Annotated in this window: 28 protein-coding genes; 14 read left to right on the top strand and 14 right to left on the bottom strand. The window is 41.1% G+C overall.

Going from position 1 to position 25419, the window contains the following annotated elements:
- Positions 1-284 precede the first annotated feature (284 nt).
- The 9 genes from AC57BQ_RS16805 to ubiE form a co-directional block, all read right to left on the bottom strand.
- Complete coding sequence (locus AC57BQ_RS16805) at positions 285-812, bottom strand: ExbD/TolR family protein (RefSeq protein ID WP_496407389.1); 528 nt, start codon at positions 810-812, stop codon at positions 285-287.
- 131 nt (positions 813-943) lie between these two features.
- Positions 944-1723 carry a type IX secretion system protein PorG gene (gene porG / locus AC57BQ_RS16810; RefSeq protein ID WP_496407390.1) on the bottom strand — a complete coding sequence of 260 codons (780 nt, stop codon included), beginning with the start codon at positions 1721-1723 and terminating at the stop codon, positions 944-946.
- A gap of 9 nt (positions 1724-1732) precedes the next feature.
- The gene (locus tag AC57BQ_RS16815) at positions 1733-2614 is read right to left on the bottom strand and encodes an NAD kinase (protein ID WP_090467465.1); all 882 of its coding nucleotides are present in this window, start codon (positions 2612-2614) and stop codon (positions 1733-1735) included.
- A gap of 56 nt (positions 2615-2670) precedes the next feature.
- Positions 2671-3333 (bottom strand): CBS domain-containing protein, encoded by a 663-nt coding sequence (locus AC57BQ_RS16820; RefSeq protein WP_496407391.1) that lies wholly within the window; start codon positions 3331-3333, stop codon positions 2671-2673.
- A 4-nt stretch (positions 3334-3337) separates the two neighbouring features.
- Positions 3338-4099, bottom strand: coding sequence for an alpha/beta fold hydrolase (locus AC57BQ_RS16825; RefSeq protein WP_496407392.1), 762 nt, complete (start codon positions 4097-4099; stop codon positions 3338-3340).
- Positions 4100-4310: 211 nt separating this feature from the next.
- The gene (locus tag AC57BQ_RS16830) at positions 4311-4760 is read right to left on the bottom strand and encodes a GatB/YqeY domain-containing protein (protein ID WP_076374204.1); all 450 of its coding nucleotides are present in this window, start codon (positions 4758-4760) and stop codon (positions 4311-4313) included.
- Between the two features lie 106 nt (positions 4761-4866).
- Positions 4867-5625, bottom strand: coding sequence for an SDR family oxidoreductase (locus tag AC57BQ_RS16835; RefSeq protein WP_496407393.1), 759 nt, complete (start codon positions 5623-5625; stop codon positions 4867-4869).
- A gap of 152 nt (positions 5626-5777) precedes the next feature.
- Positions 5778-6521 (bottom strand): type IX secretion/gliding motility protein PorT/SprT, encoded by a 744-nt coding sequence (porT, locus tag AC57BQ_RS16840; protein ID WP_496407394.1) that lies wholly within the window; start codon positions 6519-6521, stop codon positions 5778-5780.
- Between the two features lies 1 nt (position 6522).
- Complete coding sequence (ubiE, locus tag AC57BQ_RS16845) at positions 6523-7254, bottom strand: bifunctional demethylmenaquinone methyltransferase/2-methoxy-6-polyprenyl-1,4-benzoquinol methylase UbiE (RefSeq protein ID WP_090467475.1); 732 nt, start codon at positions 7252-7254, stop codon at positions 6523-6525.
- Positions 7255-7571: 317 nt separating this feature from the next.
- Here ubiE and AC57BQ_RS16850 point away from each other — a divergent pair, with 317 nt between their 5' ends.
- The 4 genes from AC57BQ_RS16850 (at position 7572) to AC57BQ_RS16865 (ending at position 11545) form a co-directional block, all read left to right on the top strand.
- Complete coding sequence (locus AC57BQ_RS16850) at positions 7572-8942, top strand: Gfo/Idh/MocA family protein (protein ID WP_496407395.1); 1371 nt, start codon at positions 7572-7574, stop codon at positions 8940-8942.
- 116 nt (positions 8943-9058) lie between these two features.
- Complete coding sequence (locus tag AC57BQ_RS16855) at positions 9059-9793, top strand: 3-keto-disaccharide hydrolase (RefSeq protein WP_496407396.1); 735 nt, start codon at positions 9059-9061, stop codon at positions 9791-9793.
- Positions 9794-9799: 6 nt separating this feature from the next.
- Positions 9800-10630 carry a TlpA family protein disulfide reductase gene (locus AC57BQ_RS16860; RefSeq protein ID WP_496407397.1) on the top strand — a complete coding sequence of 277 codons (831 nt, stop codon included), beginning with the start codon at positions 9800-9802 and terminating at the stop codon, positions 10628-10630.
- 186 nt (positions 10631-10816) lie between these two features.
- Positions 10817-11545 (top strand): hypothetical protein, encoded by a 729-nt coding sequence (locus AC57BQ_RS16865; RefSeq protein ID WP_496407398.1) that lies wholly within the window; start codon positions 10817-10819, stop codon positions 11543-11545.
- A 60-nt stretch (positions 11546-11605) separates the two neighbouring features.
- Here AC57BQ_RS16865 and AC57BQ_RS16870 read toward each other — a convergent pair whose 3' ends face one another.
- A complete protein-coding gene (locus AC57BQ_RS16870; RefSeq protein WP_496407399.1) occupies positions 11606-12094 on the bottom strand; it encodes a VOC family protein in 489 nt (162 codons plus the stop codon).
- A gap of 149 nt (positions 12095-12243) precedes the next feature.
- Here AC57BQ_RS16870 and yihA point away from each other — a divergent pair, with 149 nt between their 5' ends.
- The 7 genes from yihA (at position 12244) to AC57BQ_RS16905 (ending at position 18698) form a co-directional block, all read left to right on the top strand.
- A complete protein-coding gene (gene yihA / locus AC57BQ_RS16875) occupies positions 12244-12885 on the top strand; it encodes a ribosome biogenesis GTP-binding protein YihA/YsxC (protein ID WP_496407400.1) in 642 nt (213 codons plus the stop codon).
- A 56-nt stretch (positions 12886-12941) separates the two neighbouring features.
- Complete coding sequence (locus tag AC57BQ_RS16880; protein WP_496407401.1) at positions 12942-13343, top strand: endonuclease domain-containing protein; 402 nt, start codon at positions 12942-12944, stop codon at positions 13341-13343.
- Between the two features lie 57 nt (positions 13344-13400).
- On the top strand, positions 13401-14255 hold the full coding sequence (locus tag AC57BQ_RS16885; RefSeq protein ID WP_496407402.1) for a UbiA-like polyprenyltransferase: 855 nt from the start codon (positions 13401-13403) through the stop codon (positions 14253-14255).
- A complete protein-coding gene (locus AC57BQ_RS16890; protein WP_496407403.1) occupies positions 14243-14848 on the top strand; it encodes a Crp/Fnr family transcriptional regulator in 606 nt (201 codons plus the stop codon). Before AC57BQ_RS16885 ends, AC57BQ_RS16890 begins: the two co-directional genes overlap by 13 nt.
- Before the next feature lie 178 nt (positions 14849-15026).
- On the top strand, positions 15027-15959 hold the full coding sequence (locus tag AC57BQ_RS16895) for an NAD-dependent epimerase/dehydratase family protein (protein ID WP_496407404.1): 933 nt from the start codon (positions 15027-15029) through the stop codon (positions 15957-15959).
- 96 nt (positions 15960-16055) lie between these two features.
- Entirely contained in the window at positions 16056-16877 is an 822-nt protein-coding gene (locus AC57BQ_RS16900; protein ID WP_496407405.1) for a universal stress protein, read from the top strand.
- Positions 16878-16997: 120 nt separating this feature from the next.
- Complete coding sequence (locus tag AC57BQ_RS16905) at positions 16998-18698, top strand: M3 family oligoendopeptidase (RefSeq protein WP_496407406.1); 1701 nt, start codon at positions 16998-17000, stop codon at positions 18696-18698.
- A 97-nt stretch (positions 18699-18795) separates the two neighbouring features.
- On the opposite strand, the gene AC57BQ_RS16910 is transcribed toward AC57BQ_RS16905, so the two are convergent.
- Positions 18796-19317 (bottom strand): hypothetical protein, encoded by a 522-nt coding sequence (locus tag AC57BQ_RS16910; RefSeq protein ID WP_496407407.1) that lies wholly within the window; start codon positions 19315-19317, stop codon positions 18796-18798.
- Between the two features lie 489 nt (positions 19318-19806).
- Between AC57BQ_RS16910 and AC57BQ_RS16915 the strand changes: the two genes are divergently transcribed.
- Positions 19807-20469, top strand: a complete 663-nt coding sequence (locus AC57BQ_RS16915) for a hypothetical protein (protein WP_496407408.1) — start codon at positions 19807-19809, stop codon at positions 20467-20469.
- Between the two features lie 168 nt (positions 20470-20637).
- On the opposite strand, the gene AC57BQ_RS16920 is transcribed toward AC57BQ_RS16915, so the two are convergent.
- The gene (locus AC57BQ_RS16920) at positions 20638-21303 is read right to left on the bottom strand and encodes a phosphatase PAP2 family protein (protein WP_496407409.1); all 666 of its coding nucleotides are present in this window, start codon (positions 21301-21303) and stop codon (positions 20638-20640) included.
- Between the two features lie 80 nt (positions 21304-21383).
- On the opposite strand from AC57BQ_RS16920, the gene AC57BQ_RS16925 reads away from it, so the two are divergent.
- Both AC57BQ_RS16925 and AC57BQ_RS16930 read left to right on the top strand, forming a co-directional pair.
- Entirely contained in the window at positions 21384-23099 is a 1716-nt protein-coding gene (locus AC57BQ_RS16925) for an amino acid permease (protein ID WP_496407410.1), read from the top strand.
- Positions 23100-23197: 98 nt separating this feature from the next.
- Complete coding sequence (locus AC57BQ_RS16930; protein ID WP_496407411.1) at positions 23198-23614, top strand: DUF5655 domain-containing protein; 417 nt, start codon at positions 23198-23200, stop codon at positions 23612-23614.
- A gap of 109 nt (positions 23615-23723) precedes the next feature.
- Here AC57BQ_RS16930 and AC57BQ_RS16935 read toward each other — a convergent pair whose 3' ends face one another.
- Both AC57BQ_RS16935 and AC57BQ_RS16940 read right to left on the bottom strand, forming a co-directional pair.
- On the bottom strand, positions 23724-24341 hold the full coding sequence (locus AC57BQ_RS16935; protein ID WP_496407412.1) for a phosphatase PAP2 family protein: 618 nt from the start codon (positions 24339-24341) through the stop codon (positions 23724-23726).
- A gap of 137 nt (positions 24342-24478) precedes the next feature.
- Positions 24479-25414, bottom strand: a complete 936-nt coding sequence (locus AC57BQ_RS16940; RefSeq protein WP_496407413.1) for a hypothetical protein — start codon at positions 25412-25414, stop codon at positions 24479-24481.
- Positions 25415-25419: the final 5 nt, after the last annotated feature.

Here is a 25419-nt window from a genome sequence, read left to right on the forward strand (position 1 = left end):
AAAAATAGCACCCGGCCATACAATTGTAAAAATTCAAATTGCCGGTTTTTTCAGGGTACAAAGGTAAAACTTACTTTGTATTTTTTTAGTATGCGGTATGAAAAGAAAATGTTATTATCAATAATGCACTAAAATGATGCAAAAAGCACACAAATAACAGGTTAAGTAATGATTTATTACACTTATTTAAAATCAAAATTTAAAGGCCAGGCATCAAAAATCATCGAATGATCATGGTGCCCAGCCTTTAAATCTGCTTATTTTAAGTTGTAAAACGGATATTGTTAATAAATTCCTTTTTGTTTGAGCATATCGGTATCGTGTGGGTCAATATCTACAATAGCGTAAGTAGACACATTGGTTATGGTGAGTTCGTCTAAAACGTTAACCAGGTTATTGTACACCGAATGATCGGATGGTTTTACCAGTACAATCATGCTTTTACCGGTTTTATCGAGTACCGATTTACCGGTTTCAAGCAATACTTTACGGATACCTTCTTTATTAAATCCTGTAACAGCTGGTGCAATGAATGGATTTTTCAACTCGCCCAGGTAATACATGAGCTGGTTATTTTTACCCAGGCACACAGTAAGGCTACGGCTTGACGGAATCGGAACATCAGTTTCTCCAGTTTTATCAGGCATAGTCAGATCCATCGCTTTGGGTTTTGCCAGGGTAGTTGTCATAATAAAAAAGGTGATCAGCAGGAATGCCAGATCAACCATAGCGGTAAGGTCAACGCGAAGGTTCATTCTTTTGCGTTTGTGTGTCCTGCCTGTTTTTGGGGTTGAAGGATTTAACTCAGCCATGATCTTAAAGTTTAAGGTTAATAATAAACACCCACAATTATTGGCGTTTATACATCAAACGTAAAATTTAATTTCGATATTGTGTATAAAACAAAATATAATTTTGTTTTATACACAATAAACCATACAAGCTAATAGTAGCACCGCTGGGTAACGAAGGTATAGGAGATGGTAAAGCCTAAAAAGAAATAAGTATCACGGGGTTTAAAGTCGCCACGCTGGGAGCCTATCGCGTTTTGAGGTTTGCCTACTTCACCCGAACGATCGGCAAGGGCCCTGGAGTAGTCATTTGGCAATTGACCAGGATTGGCATATTTACCGCTTACATCATCCAGGTAATCGGTAAAAGTGTAGCGGTAACCCAAATCGCCGGCAACTGTCCATTTAGTATTAAAATTATATTTTATACCTACACCATATGGAATTACAATAGTGTTTTTACCGTATGTGGGTTCATTTTCGGTTCTTAATTGTCTTAACCCGTATGATTGTCCGTTATAATTAGCACGTGGGGCATAAGAGGTTATACCAACACCCGTGTATATATAAGGTGTGTACTTATGCGGACCTGCATCGGGGATGTAGTTCATAAAGTTAAACTCACCGATAAGACTCAACTCTTTTAAAGGATCATTAAAACTCAAATTACGATCCCTGAACTGCTGACTGTTTGATTTACTATCATCGGCGCTGATCTTACCGTAAGTAAAATTCAATTTTGCCGAAAAATAACCATCGAAATTACGCGCAACAAATAAGCCACCGGAGATGCCACTTATTTTAACCGGATTGTTGGGGTTAAGATCGCCGATATATCCTGCGCCGCCAAGTGCACCGCCAACCTCCCAGGTTTGAGCCTGCAATTGATAGGATATAAATAAAAAAAATAGAAGTGTTAAAAATTTGGGCATTAAGCAAATTTAGTAATTACGGGCATCTAAGCCCCATAATAATTTGTTTCTTAACGTGGTTAAGTAACTTTCATTATTTAAACGTACCAAATTCAGCTGAAAATCAGCCTTTTGAACGTGAAATTTAACAGTTTGATCTAATGCGGCCACGCGCGAATCGCATGATACCAGATAGTTGGCACTGCGGCTCTCTACTTCAAAACATAGTTTACTGCTGTCAGGTATAATAATTGGCCTTACATTAAGGTTATGGGGTGATACCGGTGTTAGCACAATACTGTTTGACTGTGGGAATATAATTGGCCCGCCGCAACTTAATGAATAAGCAGTTGATCCGGTTGAGGTAGATATAATAATACCATCGCCCCAATAAGAGTTTAAAAACTCATCGTTCAAAAACACATGGGTGATGATCATGGCTGCATCGTCGCGCTTATGGATGGTTACATCGTTCAGGGCGAAATTATCCTCACCAAAAATTTTCATGGTTGAATCAATGGTTAGCAACTCACGGCAGTCAAGCGAAAATTCTTTATTTACTACTGCATGTATAGCTGCTGTGATGTCATTTTTATTGATGCTGGCCAAAAACCCAAGGCGACCAAAATTGATACCGATCACAGGGATACCAGAATCGCGGATCACGGTTACCATGTCAAGTAGGGTGCCATCACCCCCAAGGGTTAAAAAAAGATCTATAAACCCTTTTATAGAATCGGTATTTTCAAGTACGCTATACTTTACGCTGCTTATTTTATCCTGCAGATATTCATTGAGCTGGTGATGAACATATATCTCGACATTGTGGAGTGCCAGGTTATCAAATACCTGCTGGATATAAGGTATTACAGACGGATCATTAAAGGGTCTGCCGTAAACTGCTATCTTCATTTATGATTATTATTTGACGATGGACCATGGACCATCGTCCATGGACTAACTCCATTTTATAGATTAAGGTAATTCATTAGTGAGTCGTACCGGTCTTTTGCGTTATCGTTATTATCGGTATTGTTAAAAGTAGCTTTTACATCATACTCATAACGCAAAAAGGTAGCTATTATAGCCGAAATATCCTGCTTGTTTACTTTAAGGGTCACTTCCATTTTGGTGGAATCCGGAAAAGTTTGTACGTATGAACTTAGTATCTGGGCATTGTCCGACTCTACAATTTGTGCCATGTGAGCTAGCGAGTTATTTTTATTACCAATCTCCAATACGATGATACCACCCGGCTCAGCTACCGCGGTGATCTTTGCAAAATATTCTGTGATAGCATTGACGGATATCAAACCAAGATAGTTTCGTTTAGCATCAAGCACCGGGATAGCAGTAAGCTGTCGCTCATAAAACATGCGTATCACATCATATATATGCTGATCTTCGAGCACATATGGGTTTACCTGCGATAAAGCCAGCGCCCCAATAGCAGTCTGGTAATCGCTCTCGCCTACCAGGTCATCCTCGGCTACCAGGCCCAAAAACTGTTCTTCGTTCACAATAGGCAAATGTCTGAGGCGGAACTCCACCATGCGATCAAGTACTTTCTGTATCGTATCAGAAGTGTGTACCGGCGGAATAGCACCTGCCATCAGTTCAATTGCTACCATGATATTAAATTTTTAGTTTTTCCAAAAATCCAGTTAACAACCTGTTAAATTCCTGCGGGCGCTCCATCATCGGCGCATGTCCGCATTTATCTATCCAATGTAATTCGGCATTAGGCAAAAATTCATTAAACTCTAAAGCCACCTCGGGCGGCGTTATTTTATCATCCTTACCCCATATCAAACATACCGGAAGATCCATTTTATGCAGATCTTTCTTCATGTTGTGCCGGATAGCCGATTTTGCCATAGCCAGCAGCCTTACCACACTGTGCCTGTCGTTAATTAACTTATATACGTCATTAACCAGCTCATCGGTTGCCACAACAGGGTCATAAAAAGTATATTGCACTTTTTCCCTTACAAAATCAATGCTCTCGCGCCGTGGGAACGAGCCCCCAAACGCATTTTCGTATAAACCGGAACTACCGGTTAATACCATGGCTTTAATATTTTCGGGGTGAGCTAAAACATAAATCAAAGCTACGTGCCCGCCCAATGAATTACCAAGTACCGTTATATTACTTAACTGTTTAAACTTTATAAATTTATGTACAAATTTTGAAAGACTCTTTACACCTGTGGTTAAAAGAGGCATATCGTAAATTGGAAGTATAGGTATAATAACACGATATTCTGACTTGAACTCTTCAACAACTTCTTCCCAATTGCTCAGCGCCCCCATTAAACCATGTAATAACAACAACACCTCACCTTCGCCCTCATCTATATAACTAAACCCGTGTTCCTCTTTAAGCACGAAATCCATATAAAATTCTAATATTAATTTTTTAAAACTTTCTATACCGAAATCAAATTCGGTACAAATTCTATTATTCCGCCATAAAATTAGTTTATTACGGATGAGTTACAACAATTATAGTAATAAATTTCTAAGTCTTGAGTCGGAAGTTTTGAGTCTCGGGTTCTGAGTTTGAAATTCAGAGCCTAAAAGCATGTTATTGACTCAAAACCCAAGACTAACCCAGCAATTGTCTTACTACTTCAGATATGGTTTTACCATCGGCCTTACCGGCAAGCTCTTTATTGGCGGCTCCCATCACTTTTCCCATATCACTGGTTGATGTTGCGCCCAACCTGCTGATCAGTTCCTGCAGATAACCTTCAATTTCAAAACGGGTCATTTGTTGAGGTAAATACGGCTCTATCACCTTCATTTCTTCTATTTCAATCTCATAAAGATCTTCGCGGTTTTGTGTTTTATAGATATCCGCCGATTCTTTACGCTGTTTGATCAACCTTTGAAGTACCTTGATCTCTGCCTCGGCAGTAAGCTCCTCAGCCGCCCCTTTTTCAGTTTTAGCCAATAACAAAGCTGATTTTATAGCACGGAGCCCTCTTAAACGATCGGCCTGTTTGGCCAGCATAGCCAGCTTAATGTCCTGGTCTATTTGATTTATTAATGACATTTTATAATTAGTGAATTATTGCGTTTTGAATTAGTGATTTGTGAAAATAGTATTATTATTTCATCATCTGCACATCTGAAATTTGCACATCTGCACATTTAACCTCTTATTTTCTGAATATATTACCTGCTGTAGCTTGTGCGGTTGGCATAATCACCAGATCGTTAATGTTCACATGCGCCGGGCGCGATGCAACAAACCAGATGGTTTCGGCAATATCATCAGCGGCAAGCGGCTCAAAACCTTCATATACCTTTTTGGCCCTCTCTTTATCTCCTTTAAAACGGACCTCTGAAAATTCCGTCTCCACAGCTCCGGGATGTACAGCTGTAACCTTTATACCATGCGATAACAGATCAATACGCATCCCTTTATTTAAGGCATCAACTGCGTGTTTGGTAGCACAATATACATTACCATTGGCATATACCTCTTTGCCCGCTATAGAGCCCAGGTTTATGATATGGCCATATCCGTTACCGATCATCCAGTTGGATACTACGCGACTTACATAAAGCAGGCCTTTTACATTGGTATCAATCATGGAATCCCAATCATCATAGCTGCCATTTTGTATAGGATCAAGTCCCTGGCTTAGTCCGGCGTTATTGATCAATACATTAACCTTTTTCCATTCGGCAGGTAAGCCTTCCAGGTTTTCGACTACCTGTTCCCGGTTGCGTACATCAAATGATGATACCGCAACCTCCACATTATATTTATCATTTAAATGGTGAGCTACCTTTTCCAGGCGGTCAAGCCGGCGACCGGTCAATATCAAATTATAGCCTTCGCGGGCAAATACATGTGCGCAAGCCTCGCCAATACCGGCGGTAGCTCCTGTAATCAATGCAATTTTAGTCATGGTACGTAGATAACTATTGCGGCGAAATTATGTTTTTTACTTTAAACTATTGTCGGGCAGGGGTAATGAAAGTGCCTCACCCAACTCTCTCCAAAGGAGAGGGCTTGAACAACCAGGGAAAGTCTCCTCCTTTGGGGGAGATTTAGAGGGGGTCATTCAAAAAACAAGCTGAACATAATAGTATGCAGCGACAATTTACTGATAGGAGCCGAGAATGGTTGATTTTCAGGAAGCAACACATTGCCAAAGGAGTTGGAGATCTTGATCTCGGGCGAAAGTTTAAAAAATTCAAAGTAGATATCGCAGCCTAAACCGGCTTCATATGATCCGTAACCACTCACATTTTTAACCAGCTTATCCATCAGGTCAAAGTTAGCATCATTCTTTTTTGCCGCGATAGAATGGGAATACTTAACCCCTCCCAGCATATAGGCTCTGAAATTACCTAACCTGTCTGATTTTAGTTTAAACGACAAAGGGGCATCAACCGTGGTTGTTTGAACCCTCTTAGTTACATCCGGGTTTTGAGCAGGGTCTTGATAGGTATAAGTCAAAGCCCTATCCGCAAAAACCAATGATGGCGTAAAACGCACTTCCAGGTGGTCGGTTAAGCTATAACGGGTAACAAAGCCAACCGCGAAGCCGGGTGTGCTTTTAGAACTGATACTATTTAAAGGACTGGTTAAAAACTGGCCATTATCAGGATTGGTAAACGGAGTGCGCCAGTCTGGCTTTTTAACGATCTTGAAATCGCTGCTTACATAAGTAAAACTAAAACCAAAGCTAAAATCCTGCAGATCGGCCCCGCCGCCCCATGCCGGTACCCTGTCTTGTGCAAACATTAATTTGCTGCAACACATCAGTATAAATATAACCAGGTACCCTTTTAAATTCATTTTATTTAATGCCTGTATATATAGAACATATGCCAAACAACAATGGCCGGTGTTTGGTATTTTTAAACCCAACTTTTTCCATCAGGCTAACAAAACTTTTTCCATCCGGGAAAGCCGCTACCGACTCCGGCAAATAGGAATAAGCTCTTGCATCCTTACTAAACAGTTTACCAATACCAGGTGTAATATAATTGAAATAAAAATTATACAACTGTTTTACCGGGAACACACGCGGTTTTGAAAATTCCAGTACCACCGCTTTTCCCCCTGGTCTTAATACTCTTTGTATATCGGCCAGGCCTTTTTCCAGGTTTTCAAAATTACGCACGCCATAAGCTACGGTAACCGCATCAAACTCATCAGCCTCAAAAGGCAACTTTTCCGAATCACCCAGTTTTACTTCAAATTTGTCGCTAAGGTTACGTTTTTGTATCTTCTGTTCGGCAATATCAAGCATTCCGCGCGAAATATCAACACCAATTATTTTTTCGGGGTTAAGCGCTTTTAAAGCCTCAAACGCGAAATCGCCGGTACCGGTGGCCACATCCAGTATCAGTTTGGGTTTATCTTTTTTTAATTCGTTGATAGCCTTTTTGCGCCAGATGATATCGATCCCCAATGACATGAAGTGATTAAGGAAATCATAAGTTTTGGATATATTATTGAACATATCGGCCACCTGCTCTTTTTTGGTGGCCTGCTGATCGTGGTAGGGTGTTATAGTTTTGCTCATTTGTATTTGATGGCAAAGATAGTGATTGTATGCTTATTAGTTAATGGTTCATAGATCATAGTTCATGGTAGCTGCTAATTGGTTGATGATTACATTTTTCTTCTTCTTTTCTATGATCAATGAACCATCAACTACGGTCTATGAACTATTAACTATGATCCATGAACCACAAACTATGAACTATCAAGTCAATTCATTAATTTTAAAAACCAATTATTACCAAAATAAGTGAACAGGTTTATTCTCCTTAAAAGTATAACCAGCGTTCGTTAGTGCTCTTTAAATTAATTATTGTTATAAAATTCATTTCCTGATCTATGAAAGAAAAACAAGAATCGTCGCGCCGTAGCTTTATTAAAAAATTAGCCACCACCACAGCTGCCGTTGCCGCGGGTACCAGCGTGTTTGCTGCTGACCATCCGCTAAAACCTTTTTCCATACTGAAAAGACCCTTAGGGTACAGCCTAAACGACCAGATCAACATCGCGTTGATAGGAGCTGGTGGGATGGGTACGCAGGATGCCATTGTGGCCCTGCAAATTCCGGGCATAAAGCTGGTGGCCGTTTGCGACCTCTATGATGGTCGCCTTAAAGATGCCAAAACCCGTTGGGGCGCCGATATTTTTACCACAAAAGTTTATAAAGAGATACTGAACCGCAAAGATATCGACGCGGTAATTATTGGCACACCCGATCACTGGCACCAGCAAATATCTGTTGATGCCATGCACGCGGGTAAACACGTGTATTGCGAAAAACCTATGGTACATGGTATTAGCGAAGGCCCTGCTGTAATTAAGGCTCAAAAAGAAACCGGTAAAATTTTCCAGGTGGGCAGCCAGGGTGTATCATCATTAGGTAACGAGAAAGCACACGAACTATTAAAAAGTGGCGCTATTGGGGAGTTAAACTATGCCGAAGGTTTCTGGGCTCGCCGTGAGCCGCTGGAAGTTTGGCAATACCCCATTCCTGATGATGCATCTGCACAAACAGTTGATTGGGAAACTTACATCAGCAATACCAAAAAGCGCGATTATGATTCCAAACGCTTTTTTCGCTGGCGCAATTATACCGATTATGGCACCGGCATGGCTGGTGACCTTTTTGTACACCTGTTCTCCAGTCTGCACTTTATCACCGATTCTGTTGGCCCCAATAAGATCTATGCAGCGGGCGGGCTCCGTTTCTGGAATGACGGCCGCGAAGTACCTGACGTGTTATTAGGTACATTTGACTATGGTAAATCGGCGGCTCACCCTGCCTTTAACCTATCCTTACGTTGCAACTTTGTAGATGGTACCAGCGGTACTACTTACCTGAAACTGGTAGGCAGCGAAGGCTCCATGGATATCACCTGGGATAAAGTAACGCTGAAACGGAACAAGACCTTTGGTTCCGACGATCCATTTTACCTGGATAAACTAAAAAAAGCAGGCAGTGGTTATGCTGAGCGTAAAAAGATGGTACCACCCGAAGAGATTGTTTATGATGCCGAAAAGGGATATAAAGGTGGCCCATATGATCACATGAATAACTTTTTTAATGCGATCCGTAATAACGGTAAAGTAACTGAGGACGCCATTTTTGGCTATCGCGCGGCGGCTCCTGCCCTGTTGTGCAACGATAGTTATTACAACAACAGCCCTATGTTCTGGGATCCTGAAAAAATGCAATTGATTAAAAAGTAAATAGTTAATGGTTCATAGATCGTGTTAGTTCCTGGTTCATGGTAAAAGCTCAATTAACTATGATCTATCAACTATGATCCATGAACCATCAACTATGAACATTACACTGAATAAACATGAAACAACAAATAAAAAAATTTGGTTTGATATTGGCCGCGGCAGGCCTGGTTTGTGTGCAAACTTCGGGTATCCCGGTAAATGGCCCTGCACCTGTAAAAAAGCTTACACCCAAAGGTGGCTGGGTAAGTTTGTTTGACGGCAAAAGCCTGAAAGGCTGGCATGGCTTTAACAAAAAAGGCCCCGTAAAAAACTGGACCATTGTTGATGGCGCACTGGTATGCCTGGGCGCTGCCCAGGGCGATACCGGTGGTGATATTGTTACCGATAAAAGTTACGCCAATTTCGAACTCTCCTGGCAATGGAAAATTGACAAAGGCAGCAACAGCGGCGTATTATACCATGTGGTTGAAGACCCTAAATTTGATGCGACCTACGTTACCGGCCCCGAATACCAGATCATTGACGATAATGGCTGGCCCGATAAACTGGAAGACTGGCAAAAAACAGGTTGCGATTATGCCATGCATCTGCCCAACGATAAAAAGAAGATCATGCCCGTTGGCGAATGGAACACCAGCAAAATTGTTTTCAACAAAGGGCATGTAGAACATTGGCTCAATGGCGCTAAAATTTTAGAATTTACCGCCTGGGATGCCGACTGGCAAAAGAAAAAAGCCGAAGGCAAATGGAAAGATCATCCAGACTATGGCAATGCCAAAACCGGCCTGATAGCCTTGCAGGACCATGGTCACAAAGCCTATTTTAAGGATATTAAGATAAGGGAGTTGTAACAGGCTATGATCAAATCAAGATATTTTTGGGTGGGTGCCATATTATTAGCCGTTATCCCGATGTTGATTCTGGATATGAGCGAACACTATGTGGCCTGGCAAAAAGAGGTAAGAGAACCTATTATTGAGGTTGTACAAAATTTTGCGAACGTTAGCAGGGAACAAAAGGCCGGAATGTTAGATACCATATTTGAAAAAAATAAAAGCATAATACAGCTTTCTGCTTTAAAGGGAGGTGTTAGCCTTATTCTTTTATTAGTTGGGATCTACCTGTTAAGACAGTACGCCAAAACCGAAAAAGCATCATTTTTAAAACCCTCTTTACCAATTATAGGCTTAGCGGTTGTTTTTATGCTAGCTAAAATAGCTTTAGCTATGGCTATAAATACCCAACCGGGCGCAAAATTTATTACGGTTGATGCAGGCGAAACATCTTTTAAAAGCATCATTAATAAAAACTTTAAAGGCAAGGTGGTTTATGTTGATTTTTGGGGAACTACCTGTGGCCCATGCCTTATTGAGTTTGATAATTTCACCCACCCGATAAAAGAACATTATAAAAACAACGATGGGATAGCCTATTTGTACGTGGCCAATGGCACCCGGTATTTATGGAAGAAACAAATTGCCCAGCATAAAATTGACGGCTACCATTTGTTTTTGGAATATGATGAATATAATAAACTGTATCGTGATGCATTAAATAACAATAGCGCAAATGTACAGATGCCTCATTATTTGATTGTGGATAAAACCGGCAATGTTGCTGTAGCGGATGCTGAAAGACCAAGCGATGCGGATAAGCTTTATACGGAACTGGATAAATATTTGAAGTAACAAAAAAAACAATAGTCACCACGTAACGGTGGTTCGGGGAAAAAAAATAAAGATATTAAGATAAGGGAGCTATAATATACTCACCTAAAAAATAAAAGAGCGGGCAATGCCCGCTCTTTTATTTTTTAGAAGGCCATATCAATGTATATCTGTACCTTGTGGCCCTAAACAAAACTTAGCCTTATCATGAAAAAGTCCCCCTTAATTCTGATCTGCTTATGTTTGTTAGCTGTATTCAGCGCAAAAGCACAAGCCACCTACCAACCCGGTTTCGCGATATTAAATGACGGAACACGCATAAGCGGACTCATTTCTATGGATCCTGAAGACCCTTGGTCAAACCAACATTGTATTTATCTTAAAGATTCCGCAGCCGTTGTCGCAAAATCAGAAAAAGGAGTAAAGGAAAAAAAATACAATGCTGACGAACTTAAATATTATAAAATTGGAGATCGTACATTCACCAAGATCCATTATGTTGATCTACAAAATTTGCAATCGAAAAGTCTTGGATCAAACTATCACATGTTGGAAATATTGGTTACAGGAAGAATCAACGCTTACAGATTTTATCCTTATCCACAAGATACCTTTATAGGTTCTGAAGAATCTATAAAGGAGCAAATTAAACGCGACCATGATGACAAGCTTAAGCACTGGAAGTTTTTAGTTCAGAAAGACAACCAGGGCAAATACGACAATATATTTGACTCCAATCTGGAGAAATATTTTGAAGACACCCCGGAAGTACTGGAAAAATACAAAAAGGGCGAATACGGCAATGAACCGATATCTGCAAAAAAGGGTTTAGCTGCGAGAATGCTAAGTATGGCAAAAAAAGCAACTTACATGCCCATGAAATGGGAAGGGTTAGTAACCGCCATACAGGATTATAATCAAAAAAATGCCAAATAAGTTGCGTACTATACAAAGGTGCAGTTCCCTCATCAACTGCACCTTTGCATGATAGTTTAATTAGTTGAGCAATCCCAGTAACCCTTCTATATCCAGTCTGCGGGTGTACATGCCCAAATTACCGTTCTCATCCATCGGCCATTGTTCTTTGGGTCTGTCCCAATACAATTCAACACCGTTTTGATCGGGATCATCCAAATAAATAGCTTCGGATACGCCATGGTCTGATGCACCGGTGATCTGGTATTTGGCATCGATCAGCCGTTGCAATGCCACTGCCAGGTCTTTCCGCTCCGGGTACAAAATGGCGGTATGAAACAAACCAGGTGCATATTCAGGTGCCGGTGGCGCCCCTTTGCTTTGCCAGGTATTCAGGCCGATGTGATGGTGGTACCCTCCGGCAGATATAAAAGCAGCCTGGTCGCCATAAGCAGCCATCTTTTCAAAACCCAGCAAGCCGCAATAAAAATCAAGCGACCGCTGCAGATCGCTCACCTTTAAATGTACATGACCTATACGTGTTTGGGCAGGAATTTTATAATCGCTCATTATAATACATGTTTAAACATTAAATTTACTTATTATTGCAATTACAATTGTTGAGGTATTGTAAAACAAGTTAATCGGGGTATGTTAACACAAACCTAAGCAACTTTAAAGCTCATCAACGCGCAATTAAAAATAATTACCTTTGCAGCATGATTGTTAAATCGGCCGAATTTATTTGCAGCAATACCCAGATCTCCAAACTACCACCACCGGTAAAGCCCGAATATGCTTTTATCGGCCGCTCAAACGTGGGTAAGTCGTCATTGATTAATATGCTTACGGCAAAAAAGGGATTGGCCAAAACATCGCAAACACCTGGTAAAACTCAGCTCATTAACCATTTTTATATCAATGAGAGCTGGTATATTGTAGATTTGCCGGGCTATGGCTATGCAAGGGCCTCCAAAACCAATAAAGCCAACTGGAGCAAATTCATCCACACCTATCTGGATAAGCGCGAAAGCCTGCAATGTGTAATGGTATTGATCGACAGTCGCCTGGAGCCGCAAAAGATCGACCTGGAGTTTTGTAACTGGCTTGGCGAAAAAGGTTTATCATTTGTACTGATATTTACTAAGGCTGATAAGCAATCAAGTGTCAAGACAGATCAGAATATCGCTAAATTTAAAAAAGCTATGTTAGCTACTTTTGAAGAAGCACCACATTATTTTGTTACCTCATCAGAAACCCATCTGGGTCGCGAGGAGATACTAGCTTTTATAGATACTATTAATAAGGATTTTGTAGTGCCATTTTTTAATTCCCCTCTTGAGAGGGGGAGCGATGGATAGCGGGGTGGAAGGGGTGTGTTATGAAACATAAAAGTATTTAATAGAAAAGCTATTTTATGCCACGTACCATTATTCCATACAACCCTAAACTAAAAGACTTAGCCCGCAAGCTGAGAAATGAAAGCACATTAGGTGAAATATTACTTTGGAAAGAGCTAAAAAGCAAGCAATACTTTGAATATGATTTCCATCGTCAAAAGCCTCTACTAAGTTATATTGTAGATTTTTATTGTAGTGAGCTAAATTTGGTAATTGAAATTGATGGTCATTATCATAATCATGAAGAAAAGGTTAAAGCTGATGAATTAAGAGATCACGAACTTGCCAAATACAAATTAACGGTGATTCGTTTTAGTGAGAATGAGGTACGAAAAGATATCGTTAACGTTTTAAGAACGATTGAAAGGTATGTTGTAGAACACACCCCTTACCCCTCTCAAGAGGGGAGCATAAAGTAAAAAACATATTGTAGAACACACCCCTTACCCCTCTCAAGAGGGGAGCATATTTAAAACATGAAAAAGTACTTATCATTAGTAACATTTGCACATACCATTTTTGCTATGCCATTTGCCTTTATTGGCTTCTTTTTGGCGGTTACCACTACACAACATCAGTTCGACTGGCGTAAACTGGTGCTGATGGTACTGTGCATGGTATTTGCCCGCAACTCGGCCATGGCCTTTAACCGCTATCTGGACAGGGATATCGACGCGCAAAACCCGCGCACCAAACAGCGCGATATACCTTCGGGTCGTATCAGTGCCCCGGCGGCTTTAACTTTTACGCTGGTTAACTGCGCGCTATTTATCGCGGCTACCTGGTTTATCAACCCCTTGTGCTTTTATCTGTCGCCAGTGGCTTTATTTGTAGTGATGGGTTATAGCGCTACCAAACGCTTTACAGCGCTTTGCCATTTGGTATTGGGTTTGGGTTTATCATTGGCTCCTATCGGCGCTTACCTGGTAGTGACCGGAGCCTTCGCCTTAACACCTTTATTCTTCTCGCTTTCGGTTTTATGCTGGGTGAGTGGCTTTGATATTATTTACGCCCTGCAGGATGAAGATTTTGACCGCAGCCTCAAACTGCACTCCATCCCGGCATACTTGGGTAAAGTAAACGCTTTAAGATTGTCCACCTTTTTACATGTGCTTTCGGCAACCTTTATTATTATGCCGGTATTCTTTACACATGTAGGTTTCTTATATTATACAGGTATCGCATTCTTTTGTGCCATGCTTATTTATCAGCACCTGCTGGTAAAACCAAATGATCTGAGCCGTGTAAATTTTGCTTTCATGACCACCAACGGCATTGCCAGCGTGGTATTTGCCGCATTATTTCTGTTAGACAGGGTATGGATACATTAACCGCGCTTAACCAATTCAGGGAGCATATCAGTGTGTTCGTTCCTTTAAATGAAACGGAATGGCAGATCTTGATACCCTACCTGGAGGTAAGCACGCTTAAGAAAAAGAAAAACTTTGCAGAGCCCGGTAAAGTGTGCAACCATATCGGTTTGGTTGTAAAAGGATCGGTACGTTTTTTTCACATTAAAGACGGCGAAGAAATTACCGGCTACTTCAGCTTTGAAAATGAATTCGTTAGCTCATACAAAAGTTTTTTAACCCGTCAGCCTACCATCAGCTATATACAAACGCTGGAGGATACCCAATTTGTGACCCTGAGTTATAATGCCATGCAGCAAATTTATGATCATGAGCAAATCGGGAAGAAAATGGAACGTTTTGGTCGCTTAGTAGCCGAACATTACCTGATCTGCTATGAAGACCGTGTGGCATCCTTCGTTACCCAAACCCCGGAAGAACGTTATCATAAATTACTGGAAACCGGCGGCGAAGTTTTACAACGCATCCCACAACATTATATCGCCAACTTTTTAGGCATAACCCCCGTTTCACTGTCCCGCATCCGCAGAAGGATCATGAAGATAAGCGCTTGATTAAGCTGAAAGCCAGAAGTCTAAAGCCGAAAGCCACTTTCTAAATCCGAAATCGAAATTCCCAATTCCGAAATCAAAATAACATCCCAATTCCGAAATCTCCCAAATTCTTATCTTAAGTTAACGTTTTGATTTACAAAGGGCGGCTACCTTTGTTATACACAAAACAAGAAAACATATGCATACTATATTAGGAGCCGGTGGCCCGGTAGCCAACGCCCTCACCCAGGAACTGATCAACAATAATGATACTGTACGTTTGGTAAGTCGCAAACCCGTACAAATAGAAGCGACTAACGTAACCTGGCAAAAAGCCGATCTGTTAAATTACGACGAAATATTGCAGGCATCCTTAGGTTCAACAGTCATATACCTTTGCGCAGGTTTAGTTTACGACAAAGAGATATGGAGACAGCAATGGCCTGTAATTATTCAAAATGTGATCAATGTAGCCAAAGCAACAAATGCACGCTTGATATTTTTTGATAACGTTTACAGCTATGGCCTGGTTAATGGCGCCATGACCGAGGATACCCCTTACCACCCCAGCAGTGTTAAAGGCGAGATACGTGCAGGCGTTGCCAACACCTTAATGGCCGAGGTTAAAGCAGGCAACATCAGGGCCAGCATTGCCCGTGGAGCCGATTTCTACGCCACCAATTCTATGAATGCCTTTTTTGATATGATGGTGCTGGAGCGCTTTTCAAAAAAACTGAGCGCACAATGGATAGGCAAAGCCAAAACCCTGCACAGCTTCACCTATATCCCCGATGCCGGCAAAGCGATGTTCCTGCTGGGGCAACATCCCGAAAGTGATAACCAGGTATGGCATATGCCAACCGCACCCGCCATAACCGGGCAACAATTTATTGAACTTGCCGCCCGTATTTACAAGGTGAAACCAAAATTTTTCGCGGTTAATAAATTCCTGCTCTGGGCATATGGCCTTTTTAACAAAACTGTAATGGGCACGGTAGAAATGTATTATCAATATGATCACGATTACATTTTTAATTCCAGCAAATTTGAAAAAGCCTTTAATTTTAAAACCACCAGTTATGAGGATGGTATCCGGGAGATGTCAAAAACCTTGTATAAGGCATCCTCCTAATGATCCCGATGTTGTATTCCGCAATATTTACCTTGGGATAACAATTGATGTCATAATTGCAGCTAATTTCAACCTTTATAATTTCATCCTTATATTATGAAAACCATATTAGCTGCAACCAATTATACAGATCTGGCCGAAAACGCCGTTACCTGGGCCGCTGGAATAGCCCGTTTAAACCATCATAAATTAATTTTACTGAACGACTTCAGTGTCTCCGTACATGTGGAGAACGCGCGCCTTTCGGCCCAGCACGTGGAAGAAATGATAGAAGCCAACAGGCTGCTCCTGGAGTCAAAAGCATTATTACTGGCCGACGAATACGGCATCGAAACAGTAGCCAGAGCTACCTTCTCTTTTATAGACAATGCCATTAAGGAAATAGTTGCCGAATATCAGCCGGAATTTATTGTGATGGGAATGGAAGAAAAATCATTGGAGCAGGAGCTTTTGGGAAATACCACTACATCAATCATCAAAAAACTGCGAACCCCTGTATTGGCTGTTCCTGCTAAGGCAAAGTTCAGTGTTCCTAAAAAGGTACTTTTTGCCTGCGATGTACTGAACGGGGTTTCTGAGGAGATCCTGGCCCAGGTTAAAGATGTTGCTTTGGTTACCAAGGCCGAGATCGAAGTGCTTTTGATCAATCAAACCGTGGAAGAACTGCAGGAAGCAGGCGGAGATGCACGCGCGTTAAATCGCATCGACGACGGCCTGGAAGGTATTGATTATTATTACAAAAACGTTAAATCCGACTCTATTATTGACGGCATAGCCAACGAGATCAAAAAATTCGGCGCCGATCTTTTAATCATGGTTCCGGAGCAGCACGGGTTCTGGGGCTCCATGGTACACCGTAGCAAAACACGGATCATGGCCTCGGGTTTAAATATTCCTTTATTTTCGATTCCTGTTTAAATGATTTTAAGTTATTGATCAGAAAGCGGAGAAATGCAAATTTTCCCCGCTTTCCGGTCTTTCTAACTTCCCGACTAATCTGCATATTTGCACATACGCATATCTGCATATTCATAAATTATGATCCACAAAAAAACAAGAACATACATCCCGGCTACACTCGAAATGAAGTGGGAAAACCTGGAACCTATTTATAAAGAACTGCTTAACCGCCCCATCAATTCCGTTCAGGAGCTTGAAAAATGGCTGCATGATAAAAGCGAGCTGGAAGCCGCTTTGGAAGAAGATTTTGCCTGGCGCTATATCCGCATGACCTGCGATACGGCCAGTGAAGAACTGTTACAAAACTTCCAGTACTTTGCTACCGAAATTGAGCCTAAAGTTGCCCCTTATGGTAACGAACTCAATAAAAAGCTGGTTGCCAGCCCATATGTCAACCAACTTGACGGCGAAAAATATTTTATCTTTTTACGTGCTGTAAAAAAGGCTCTCGAACTATTCAGGGAAGAGAACATCCCGGTACAAACCGAGATCCAGGTTGAACAGCAAAAATACCAGTCGATCACCGGGGCGATGTCGGTTCATATCGATGACAAGGAGTTTACCTTAGAGCAAGCCTCCGTATTTTTAAAAGGTACCGACCGTGTAAAACGTCACGAGGTTTGGGAAAAGATAACCAAACGCCGCCTGCAAGATAAAGATCAGTTGAACGAACTGTTTGATCATCTGCGTAAGTTAAGACACACAGTAGCTACCAACGCCGGCTTTGAAAATTTCAGGGATTATATGTTCCAGGCCCTGGGCAGGTTTGATTATACCCCGCAGGACTGCTATGCCTTCCATGCTGCTATCGAAACCGAAATTGTACCCGTCCTACGCGAACAGGCCGCGAAACGTAAAGCAGCCCTTGACCTTCCCGAGTTAAAACCATGGGATATGGATGTGGATATATCGGGCAAACCGGCACTAAAACCGTTTAACAGCGGTAATGAGCTCATCGAAAAATCAATCCAGTGCTTCAGCAATATCAACCGTTACCTCGGCGAGCGTTTGGAGATCATGAAGGATAATAACCTGTTTGATGTAGAGAGCCGCATGGGTAAAGCACCGGGTGGTTACAACTATCCACTGTCTGAAACAGGTGCACCATTCATCTTCATGAACTCAGCCAATACTTTCCGCGATCTGACCACCATGGTGCATGAAGGCGGTCACGCGGTGCATACTTTTTTAACTGCCGACCTGGAACTGAATGATTTTAAACATTGTCCGTCGGAAGTTGCCGAGCTGGCCTCCATGTCGATGGAGTTGATCTCTATGGATAACTGGGATGTGTTTTTTGATAATGAGGAAGACCTGAAACGCGCCAAACGCGACCAGCTGTTCGACGTATTGAAAACACTGCCATGGGTAGCTGTTGTTGATCAGTTTCAGCACTGGATCTACACCAATCCAAATCATACAGACGAAGACCGTAAAACAGCCTGGATGGATATCTATGAGCCATTTGGCGCCGGCTTTGTTGACTGGAGCGAACATCCTGATGCCGAAGCCAACCTGTGGCAAAAACAACTGCATATTTTTGAAGTTCCCTTTTACTATATCGAATATGGGATGGCCCAGTTAGGCGCTATAGCTGTATGGAAAAATTATAAGGAAAACCCCGAAAAAGGTTTGCAGCAATATTTGGATGCCTTGAAATTGGGTTATACCAAAACCATTAAAGAAATTTATGAAACCGCGGGTATCAAATTTGATTTCAGCGCGGCTTACGTAAAAGAACTGGCCGAATTTGTAAAGGCCGAAATGGATAGATTATGATGAATATGGAAGCTTGATACCCTTCCAAGCAATGCAAGCAAAAGGCTGTATCTTTATTTAGAATACAGCCTTTTTACTAACCTGATCGTAAATATTTTTATTTGGAATAATTTAAGCTGAATTTCCCATTCGTTATTAGTTTTTTAGGAAGGTCATTGCTTCCTCCCAACGCAATACCCCCCTCTACCCAACCTTTAAATGTGCCGATAATTTTACCGGAGCTTATCGAGGTTATAGTAACACTGGGCAGGTTAGATGCATCATCATCATTGTTCAGAAAACTGTCGGCATCATTTCCTGGAGGTGTGAATAAAATTAAAGGTTTATCATCGTCGTTTATTGCTGCATCACTATAAGTTTTTCCTGCAGTTGTGGTACCTGATAAGGTGATAGATAAGTTTGTTCCGTCCTTTGCTGTGCCAGTAATGATAGTGAAAGGGTGCCCCTCAACACTGGCGACAGTAGCTGTTGCATTGGTATTAAAAGAGATTGCCTTTCCGTCAATATCAGCAGTAATATAATAAGAAACATTAGTATCCTCTTTGCTCTTTTTGCAAGAAGAAAAGGTTAATACCCCGAAAGCTACGGTTAATACAATAAATAATTTAATAGTTCGCATACTTGTTGTAGTTGATAAAGTTTATGTTGCTAAAGATATATTATTAATTTCAGGATCAGTGAAGCATTTTAACCTCCACAGTAGGTTTAACGATAAAAAACAATACTTTGCTGAATACGCAACATATATTTGGATGCCCTGAAAGTGGGCTACACCAAAGCCCCCTTCCAAACAAAAGGGCTTTTTTTTATTTACAAACAACCCAAAGTGTATTGTTTTTAATACAAATCAATCATCGCCAAATTCTTCCCGGCGCAGTGGGATATGTTTATACTCATCATACTCTGTAACAGCGTTATCCGTCAGTCGCCAGCTTAGGCAGGGCACTTTAAAACCAGGTGCCGGATAGCCTTTGGCATAACTCTTGTATTAACCATGCAGACAAAAACTGCTTTATATCTAATTGATAATCAATAAGATAATTGTCATAATAAGTTCATTATTAACTATTATTTTAAACCAACCGCTCCTTTGGAGGTTAAATTAAGTATGAAAAAGATAATTTTAAGTATAACAATCATATGCTTGTTTGCAACACTGGGTTTTAGCCAGGCTTTAAAACCGGTACAGATAGATAGTCTGGTCACGATATCGTTACCTGCTAATTTTTTAAAAAAAGACACACTGGGCCAGCAGATCTATTCTGGAAACGGAGCTTCGGGTTATATGGTAGTGATCAAGGCTAAAAATCCAGCCAATACCAAACCACTGGATAAAGAACGCGACTTGAACGAGGTGCTTAAAAATACTGTGAATGATATCCAGAAACAATCACGTATCGGTCATATCATGAACCTGCGTGATACCACGGTTGGCTCATTAAAGGCTAAAGTGTTTACGCTGCGCGTGGATAACAGTAATACTACCGGCGAATCGCCGCAGTTAAGGAGCTTTATCCTGATATATACCCGGGAAGCTGCATATACCATCGAATATCTGATCCCTGAAGAACGTCAGGATATAGCTAAAGCTGAATTAAAAGCGTTTAGCAACTCATTAAAAATAGCGCCCGAACTGCAACGTCATGACCAGTACGTATCTAATGATAAGGGTATTTCCTTTGGCGCCAAAGTAGCTTTATATGGAGGTTTACCTATAGTGCTTATTATTGTGCTGGTAGTTGTCCGCAGAAACAAAAGATTGGCGGCTTAAATTTAAGGAAGTCGTCTAAATAAAGAAAAGGCCCGGTTTTAAAACCGGGCCTTTTCTTATTATCCGTCATGCCGAACTTGTTTCGGCATCCCATAAGCAAGGTGTACAACATAATAGCTAAATGTCCTGAGGGATCCTGAAACAAGTTCAGGATGACTTGGCTAGTATCTATTTACGTAGCGTGTGTATCAACCCCTTACTCCATTTATCAGTATGGATAAATGCCTTACTATCTAACCAACTCAACCAGATCACCGTAACTATTACGCCGATGACCGAACCGGTTACCACATCCTCAAAAAAATGCTGGCTCAGGTACATTCTGGAATAGCCTACCGAGATAGCCACCAGTAAAGCCGGTATGCCCCATAGTTTATTTTTACATAAATAAGTGATCACCACCGTAGCCGAAAATATGGAAACCGTATGCCCCGAGGGGAAACTGTGCGTACCCAATATATATATACCCTTCACAAAGTGGATATGATCTAACTGGCTGGCAAAATACACCCTTGGCCTAGGAGCATCAAAAATGTATTTTAATATCTGTGCCACAATACTGGTAACCGCGTAGCTTGTGGCTAACAGTAACCCCTTTCGGTAACTGAACAGGCCAATGACCAGGGAAAGGATCACCGCCGTGAGCCCCTCGCCAATATCGGTTACGTAAGGCGCCAGGGTATCTGCCCATGGCCTGTTTAAGCCATTTACGGTGAAATATATAGTTTCGCGGCTATAGGATAATTTGATAACTAAACAAACACACAGCAACAGCAGGTATAGGATAAAAAACGGCCTTATCCGGTACAAAACATCTTTTATTCCTATCTTCATGGCGCAAAATAAGCATATACTTATTCAATGCAAAAAAATGATTATGTTTGAATTTGAGTTGAACTAATTAGCTGAAATAAATGTCGAAAAGTATATTTCGTAAGAAATCTGTAGAAAAAATATTACATGATGTGGAGTGTGGATTTAGTGACAGTGAGCACCCGGGAACCGCAACATCGCAACTCAAAAAAGAACTTAATGTAAAAGACCTCACCCTCATGGGCATAGCCGCCGTTGTGGGCGCGGGTATATTTTCAACCATCGGCGAAGCTTCCTTTCAAGGTGGGCCAGGTGTAAGTATATTATTTGTTATAACTGCTGTAACCTGCGGTTTTTCGGCCTTATGCTATGCCGAGTTTGCTTCGCGCATACCGGTTGCTGGAAGTGCCTATACCTATGCTTACGCCTCCTTCGGCGAACTGATAGCCTGGATCATTGGCTGGGATCTTTTAATGGAATATGCCATTGGTAACATTGCTGTGGCCATATCATGGAGCACCTATTTTGTAAACCTGTTGGAGGGCTTTCACATCCACATGCCAAGTTACCTGTATACCGATTATCTTTCGGCATTCCGTGCACATACCGAAGTTGCCCGGCTTACGGCTGGTCATGATCTTGCAGCCATTACAGATACACTTAAAATTAATGCATCAGCATGGGCCAACGCTCCTGGCTTTGGTAATTTCAGGTTTATAGCCAATTTGCCGGCCCTGGCTATTGTTTTTATCATTACCTATTTGGTTTATATAGGTATACGTGAAACCAAACGCGCAACCAACGCTATGGTTTATTTAAAAATTGCCATAGTATTAGTAGTTATAGTGATTGGCTTTTTTTATGTAACGCCAGCCAACTGGCACCCGTTTATGCCTAACGGCTTTAGCGGTGTTATGAAAGGTGTATCAGGTGTTTTCTTCGCCTATATTGGTTTTGATGCCATATCAACCACCGCCGAAGAGTGCGAAAAGCCCCAGCGAGATCTTCCCAGGGGCATGATCTACTCGCTTGTGATATGTACTGTGCTATATGTTTTAATATCGCTGGTACTTACTGGTATGGTAAGCTATAAAGACCTGCAGGTTGGCGATCCCCTGGCTTATGTATTTGCTAAGGTTGGATTGCATAATATCAGCTACGTGATATCTATCAGCGCGGTAATAGCTACTGCCAGCGTATTGCTGATATTCCAGTTGGGACAGCCCAGGATATGGATGAGCATGAGCCGCGATGGTCTGTTGCCAAAAGTTTTCTCACGTATACATCCTAAATACCATACGCCATCATTTTCAACCATAGTTACAGGCTTTGTTGTTGGTATACCGGCGCTATTTTTAAACTTAACAGTGGTTACCGATTTAACCAGCATAGGTACCCTATTTGCTTTTGTACTGGTTTGCGGTGGTGTACTGCTTTTACCACGTGAATCAGCAGTTAAAGGGAAGTTTCATTTACCTTACATCAACTCGCAGTGGATAGCCCCGGTAATGTTTATTATATGCCTTGTTTTCTTTTGGCACGATTTTCTGAATCTTTTCTCGGGCGAAAACATCCACCAAAGATTTCCTATTTTCTTGTTTATTATACTATCAACCAGTTTAACTGTATTGTCGTTTATTAAAAAGCTTTCTCTTATTCCGGTTTTAGGTTTGTTAAGCTGCTTTTATCTCATGGCACAGTTAACTTACGATAGCTGGATCCGCTTTTTAGTATGGCTGATTGCTGGCCTGGTTATTTACTTTACCTACAGTTATAAAAACAGCGTACTGGGCAGGGAGGTAAGTTCTAAGTCTTAAGTTTGAAGTCTTGAGTTCTGAGTATAAAAGATAAAACTTTATCTTTAAGTCTATTATTTTTAATACTTCCAACTCAAGACTTAAGACTCATAACTTTTATGACGTGGATATGCCCCATATGTAACCGCGAATTTTCTGCTACCAACCAGGTACATTCTTGTCGTGAGCGCAACCTGGGCGATTTTTTGCAGGGTAAGTCGGAATACACGGTGGAGCTTTTTGATCATTTCATTACGGAATATCTGCAAATAGCACCCATAAAAGTTTATCCTACCAAAAGCATGATCGCTATAGGCGCCCGTGTAAACTTTGCCTATGTTACCCAATTAGGCAAAAACTTTATTGATGTGGTGCTTCCCTTTAAGGAGATATATGAGGATAACCTGTGCTTTACCAAAATAAAAACGGTACCAGGCACCAATGATCACAACCATTATTTCAGAATGTATCTTAAAGAAGACTTGAACGATGAGGTCAGAAAATACATGAAAATGGCCTGGGAAAAGGGACAGTAGTTTGGAGTCTTAAGTTCTGAGTCCTAAGTCTTGAGTTCCAAGTGTAAAGAAGAGTGCTTTCGCCTATGAGCTATAGACTTAAAACTCAAGACTCAGAACTTCAGACTATCTACTGCGGGTAGGTCTTATGTTTCTTTTTACCCAGGATCCATTGCTGGGCCTTAAAACTCAGGTAAGCTGAACCTGCTCCTACAAGTGCTCCACCTAAAACATCGCTCGGGTAATGCACTCCTAAATACATCCGCGAATATCCTACAGCACCGGCATATAAAAACGAAGGTGCTATTACATACCATTTGGGTATAGCCAAACTTAAAGAGGTAGCCGCCGAAAAAGCAAATGCGGTATGCCCGGAAGGAAACGAAGGGTCTGTAGGACCTGGCGATTCTTTCAGCGTAATCAGATCTGGGTGTGCTATGTATGGCCGTGTACGGTTAAATATTTTCTTTAACACATAAGTGGAGCCGCCGGCAATTACCAGGGAGGCTCCTGCCTGTAAACCGGTAATTTTAAGATCATCGTCATGGTTTACAAAACCAGCTACCAACAAACCAACTGGTACAGCGGCATCAACATAAATAGCTTTTTTGGTAACAAATCTCCAGGTTTTATCGCCACCGCTAACCGGGCCATTAATATCTTTTAACAGGTTAAGATCAAGCCCCTGGGCAAATAAACCGGTGGCAAAAAACAATGCCCAACACGTTAAATATATTTTCTTTTTCACTTACAGGATTTTACTCAAACGCCGTAAATGTGAAAAAACATTCTGTAGTAATATTGGATTAATATTATCCTAACATTAATCAGGATAATATATCGACATTTTACAAACTTAGAGCCCTATTTTCGATCATTCAATGGTCAAAACGGAACGATAGTGGTATTCCCCCAAACTGGGTTTACCTGTATCTGCCAGGCATTAGATACGCTTCCAAAAAACGCACCGCTAAGTACTAAATCCTGGTTTTTCTGTACACTGATATTTGTAAAAGTATGGCTTGAACCTGCGCATGAAATTGTAAAAGAAAAAGGGCTCACAGTATTCGGTGTAATCAAACTAAAAACATAATTTGGTTTATTTTTTACAGAATCAGGTATGGCGTAAGTGGTTGGTAAGTAATCAAATATACTAAAAAAGGTATCAACTGCTCCGGTATTCATATTGTACATAGCGGGTTCCCGGTTAAGGTATGTAATCCCGATGCTTGTCGCATTATTCGGCATATTATCTGTAAACCTTATATCTACCCGGCCAACTATTCGTTCAAGCGTTACGCTTTGATTGGCCACAGGACCTGTAACTGCTAAATTAAATGTTTTACCAAAAGTATCTTTCCAGAAATTCGTTGGATTAATATCATCACCCGAATATTCAGGGCGTCCATAATAGGCACCGGTAAACCCTACTATTCCCGTATTTATATTCGGTATAAAGCCTACTCCTCCGGCGTATATAGCTATAGTGTAGTTGCCTTTCATTAATGAATCGGCAATAGAACCCGAATTGAATGTACTTCCACTGAAGCTTTTATGCTTAATAATTTTTTTAGTTGAATCGAATACAGTGTAATAAACACTATCAAATACAGCCCAGTTTGGCGTAGTGTTTACAGAAAGCTTATTAGTGGTTAATTTACCATTGCTGCTAACCATTTGCTGTGTAAAAGTATTTACATTAAATGTTACCGCGTATTTATGTTTATCCGTTGACAAGGGTTGTGTATTGGAGTGCTCCTTTTTACATGAAAACAGCATCATTATCATCAACACCGGCATAAAGTATATATATCTTTTCATCGCTT

The sequence above is a fragment of the Mucilaginibacter sp. BGA-UO-ETr-C110 genome (assembly GCF_059567985.1).